This is a genomic window from Streptomyces sp. NPDC059851, assembly GCF_042732005.1.
GTDB lineage: Bacteria > Actinomycetota > Actinomycetes > Streptomycetales > Streptomycetaceae > Streptomyces.
Genome location: NZ_JBHWJJ010000250.1, coordinates 1 through 5,302, shown reverse-complemented (window position 1 = coordinate 5,302; position 5,302 = coordinate 1). Strand labels below are relative to the sequence as shown.

2 protein-coding genes are annotated in these 5,302 nt (G+C 75.1%); both read left to right on the top strand.

The genetic code is table 11. The annotated features are described in order from the left end of the window. Window positions 1-3,084: SDR family NAD(P)-dependent oxidoreductase (locus ACFV7Q_RS38260; RefSeq protein WP_385435566.1), on the top strand; the 3,084-nt coding region annotated here is incomplete at its 5' end. A gap of 76 nt (window positions 3,085-3,160) precedes the next feature. Further along, window positions 3,161-5,302, top strand: a 2,142-nt coding sequence (locus tag ACFV7Q_RS38255) for a type I polyketide synthase (RefSeq protein ID WP_385435565.1), incomplete at its 3' end; no start/stop codon positions are given.

The window sequence follows — 5,302 nt, the reverse complement described above, 5'->3', positions numbered from 1 at the left end:
CTCTCGGCGATGGCCCAGGACTGCCTGACCGAGTACGGCCCGGCCCGCTTCGCGCCGACCCTCCGCGCCGGCCGTCCCGAGGCCGAGACCCTGACCACCGCCCTCGCCGTCGCCCACGCCCGCGGCACGGCGTCGGTGGACTGGGAGGCGTACTTCGCCCCCACCGGCGCCCGCCCGGCCGAACTGCCCACCTACGCCTTCCAGCGCGACTGGTACTGGCTCGACTCGGCCGCCGACGGCCGGCACGCCGCGGGCGGCGCCGCCGGCTTCGGCCTCGGCACGACCGACCACCCGCTGCTCGGTGCCGCGGTCGAGCTGCCCGACTCGGACGGCTTCCTCTTCACCGGCCGGCTGTCCACGGCCACCCAGCCCTGGCTGGCGGACCACGCGGTCCTCGGCTCGGTCCTCCTGCCCGGCACGGCCTTCGTGGACCTCGCGGTCCGCGCCGGCGAGGAGGTCGGCTGCACGCTCCTGGAGGAGCTGACGCTGGAGGCCCCCCTGGTCCTGCCCGAGCGCGGCGGAGTCCAGCTGCGGCTCTCCCTCGCCGCGGCCGACGACTCCGGACGGCGCGCCCTGGCCCTGCACGCCCGTGACGAGGACAGCGAGGCCGACCGGCCGTGGACGCGGCACGCCACCGGCGTCCTCGCCCCCGCCACCACGGACACCGCCGACAGCACGGCCCCGGCGGCCGACTTCACGGTCTGGCCGCCGGCCGGCGCCGAACCGGTGGACCTCGCCGGCCTCTACGAAGGCCTCGCCGCCGCCGGTTTCGACTACGGCGCCGCGTTCCAGGGCCTGCGCTCGGCCTGGCTCCACGGCGACGCCGTGTACGCCGAGGTGAGCCTGGACGAGGAGAGCGCCGGGACGGCCGACTGGTTCGGCATCCACCCGGCCCTCCTCGACGCCACCCTCCACGCCGTCGGACTCGGCTCCCTCGTCGAGGACACCGGCCGGGGACGGCTGCCCTTCGCCTGGAGCGGAGTCCGGCTGCACGCCGCCGGCGCCCCCGCCGTACGGGTCCGGCTGGCCCGGGCCGGCCGCGACGCGGTCGCCCTGGAGCTCGCCGACCTGACGGGCGCACCGGTCGCCTCGGTCGCATCGCTCGCGCTGCGGGCGGTGTCGCCCGAGCAGATCGGCGCCGCGGCCGGCGGCGGCCGCCCGGAGTCCCTGTTCCAGATCGAATGGACCGCCGTACCCGTCACCCCGGTCCCCGCTGCCGAGCAGCGCCCCTGGGCCCTGATCGGGGACGGCCACCCCGGCCTGGACTCCGTCGGCGTCCGCCACGAAGCCCACGGCTCCCTCGCGGCCCTCGCGGAACCGGCGCTGGTGTGCGTCCCGCTGCCCCCGGTGGACGGTCCGGAGGACGTCGTGGGTGCGGTGCACGCGGAGACCGGGCGGGCGCTGGCCCTGCTCCAGGAGTGGCTGTCGGACGAGCGGTTCGCCGACTCCCGCCTGCTGTTCCTGACGCAGGGCGCCGTCGCCGCCGCACCGAGCGAGGGGCCGTCGGACCTGGTGCACGCCGCGGCGTGGGGCCTGGTGCGGTCGGCGCAGTCGGAGAACCCGGGCCGGATCGTCCTGGCCGACACCGACGGCACCGACGCGTCCTACCGTGCCCTGCCCGCCGCACTGGCCTCGGGCGAGTCCGAGGTCGCGGTACGGGGTGGCTCGGTCCTGGTGCCACGGCTGGCCCGCACCACGGCAGCCGCCGGCACCGCCGCGGAGTGGGAAGCCGACGGCACGGTGCTGGTGACGGGCGCGAGCGGTTCGCTGGGCGGGCTGTTCGCCCGTCACCTGGTGACCGAACACGGCGTACGGCACCTGCTACTGGTGAGCCGCCGCGGTGAAGCGGCCGCGGGTGCCGCCGAGCTGACGGCCGAGCTGGCGGGCCTGGGCGCCGAGGTGTCGTGGGCGGCCTGCGACGTGGCGGACCGGGCTGCGCTGGCCGCCGTACTGGCCGGCATCCCGGCCGAGCACCCGCTGACCGCGGTCGTGCACACCGCCGGCGTCCTCGACGACGGCGTGATCGGATCGCTCACGGCCGAGCGGCTGTCGACGGTGCTGCGCCCCAAGGTGGACGCCGCGTGGAACCTGCACGAGCTGACGGCCGGGCTGGACCTCTCCGCGTTCGTCCTGTTCTCCTCCGCCGCCGGTGTCTTCGGTGGCGCCGGCCAGGCCAACTACGCGGCGGCCAACACCTTCCTGGACGCCCTCGCCGCCCACCGCCGCGCCGCCGGCCTGGCGGGCGTGTCGCTGGCCTGGGGCCTGTGGTCCGAGACCGGCGGCGGCATGGGGGCCACCCTGGACGCCGAGGAGGTCTTGCGCCTGGGCCGCGGCGGTGTCCGCGCCCTCACCGTCACCGAGGGCGTCGCACTGTTCGACACCGCCGCCACCACCGGGCAGGCGCTGCTGGTCCCGGTCGCACTGGACCTGGCGGCCCTGCGCGCCCGGGCCGGCAGCGGCACGCTCCCGCCGCTCCTGTCCGGCCTGGTCCGTACGCCCGTACGCCGGGCCGCGGGCACCACCCCCGGCGCGGACGGCGGGGTCGAGCTGCGCGAGCGGCTCACCGGGCTCGCGCCGGCCGCGCGCGACGAAGCCCTCCTGGAGCTGGTCTGCGCGTACGTCGCAGGTGTCCTCGGCTTCGCCGGACCCGAAGCGGTCGACCCCGCACGGTCGTTCAACGAGGTCGGCTTCGACTCGCTGACGGCCGTCGAACTCCGCAACCGGCTCGGCGCCGCGACCGGCGTCCGCCTGCCCGCCACCCTCGTCTTCGACTACCCCACCCCGACGGCGCTCGTCGAGTTCCTGCGGGACGAGCTCTGGCAGGACGGCGCCGCGGCGGTGCCCCCGCTCCTCGCCGAACTGGACCGGCTGGAGAAGACGCTCGTCACGTCCACGCCCGACGACGCGGGCCGCGACCGCATCACCGAGCGGCTCCAGGCACTGCTGGCCGCGTGGAACGAGGCCGGCGCGCACGCCGCCGGCGGCCCCGCCGCCCCCGACGGCCCCGACGTCGCCGAGGCACTGGAGAGCGCGACCGACGACGACCTCTTCGACTTCATCGGCAAGGAGTTCGGCATCTCATGACGCAGCCGCTCCGTTCCACCTCTCCCCACCACTTCGACTCTTCCGACTCTCTGGCTTCTGTACGAGGGATGCACGCATGAACGAGGAAAAGCTCCGGTACTTCCTGAAGCGGGTGACGGCCGATCTCCACGAGACGCGCCGCCGGCTCCAGGAGGTCGAGTCGGAGGAGCAGGAGCCGATCGCGATCATCGGGATGAGCTGCCGCTACCCGGGGGACGTCGAGTCCCCCGAGGACCTGTGGCGGCTCGTGGCGGGGGAGACCGACGCCATCTCCCCCTTCCCCACCGACCGCGGCTGGGACACGGGACGACTGTTCGACGAGGACCCCGACGGACGCGGCACCAGCTACGTGCAGCAGGGCGGCTTCCTGCACTCGGCCAACCGGTTCGACCCCGCGTTCTTCGGGATCTCGCCCCGTGAGGCCACGGCCATGGACCCGCAGCAGCGCCTGCTCCTGGAAGTCTCGTGGGAGGCGTTCGAGCGGGCCGGCATCGACCCGACCTCGGTGCGCGGCAGCCGCACCGGCGTGTTCACCGGCGTCATGTACCACGACTACGCCTCCCGGCTGCGGGCCGTACCGCCGGAGGTCGAGGGCTACCTCGGCACCGGCGCCTCCAGCAGCATCGCCTCCGGCCGCGTCTCGTACACGTTCGGCCTGGAGGGCCCGGCGCTCACCGTCGACACGGCCTGCTCCTCGTCCCTCGTCACCCTCCACCTGGCCGTGCAGGCACTCCGCAAGGGCGAGTGCTCGCTCGCCCTCGCCGGCGGCGTCACCGTCATGCCGACCCCCGGTACCTTCACGGAGTTCAGCAAGCAGCGCGGCCTGTCCTTCGACGGGCGCTGCAAGTCCTTCGCGGACGCCGCCGACGGCACGGGCTGGGGCGAGGGCGCGGGCATGCTGCTCGTGGAACGGCTCTCCGACGCCCGCCGCAACGGCCACCGGGTGCTGGCGGTGGTCCGCGGCTCCGCCGTCAACCAGGACGGCGCCAGCAACGGCCTGACCGCCCCCAACGGTCCTTCGCAGCAGCGGGTCATCCGCCAGGCGCTGGCCGACGCCCGGCTCACGGCCGCCGACGTCGACGTCGTCGAGGCCCACGGCACCGGCACGACCCTCGGCGACCCGATCGAGGCCCAGGCACTGCTGGCGACGTACGGCCGGGAGCACACCGGGGACCGCCCGCTGTGGCTGGGCTCCATCAAGTCGAACATCGGGCACACGCAGGCCGCTGCCGGTGTCGCCGGCGTCATCAAGATGGTCATGGCGATCCGGCACGGCCGGATCCCGAAGACCTTGCACGTGGACGAGCCCTCGACCAAGGTCGACTGGTCCGCGGGCGCCGTGTCGCTGCTGCGCGAGACGGTGGACTGGCCGGACACCGGCCGCCCGCGCCGCGCCGCGGTGTCGTCCTTCGGTATCAGTGGCACCAACGCGCACACCATCATCGAGCAGGCGTCCGCGCCGGCAGCAGGACCCGCCCACACCGACACCGACTCCGAAGGGGAAGCCGGAGTCGGTGTCGACCTCGAAGCGGCTGCCGGCGCCGACGAGGCCGGGTCCGGGTCGCAGCTCCGTACGGCCGTCGTCCCCCCGGTCCTGCCGTGGCCGGTGTCGGCCCGTACGGAAGAGGCCCTGCGGGCCCAGGCCGAGCGCCTGCTCACCCACCTGCGCAGCCACCCCGACCAGTCGGCGCAGGACGTCAGCCTGACCCTGGCCACCGGTCGCGCCGCCCTCGAACACCGTGCCGTCATCGTGGCCGGCGACCGGGAGAAGGCCCTCGCGGACCTCGCCGCGCTCGCCTCGGGCGGAACCACCCCGGCACGAGTCGTCCTCGGTGAGGCCGGAACCCGCGGCAAGACCGCGTTCCTGTTCACCGGGCAGGGCAGCCAGCGCCTCGGCATGGGTCGTGAACTCTACGACACCCACCCGGTGTTCGCCGACGCCCTCGACGAGGTCTGCACCGCCCTCGACCCGCACCTCGCCACCCCGCTGAAGGACGTGGTCTTCGGTGACGACGCGGCGGTGCTGGACCGCACGGAGCACGCGCAGCCGGCGCTGTTCGCCGTCGAGGTGGCGCTGTTCCGCCTACTGGAGTCGTGGGGGGTGAAGCCGGACTTCCTGTCCGGGCACTCGGTCGGTGAGATCGCCGCCGCGCACGCGGCCGGCGTGCTCTCGCTGGCGGACGCGTGCGCCCTGGTGGCCGCCCGCGGACGGCTGATG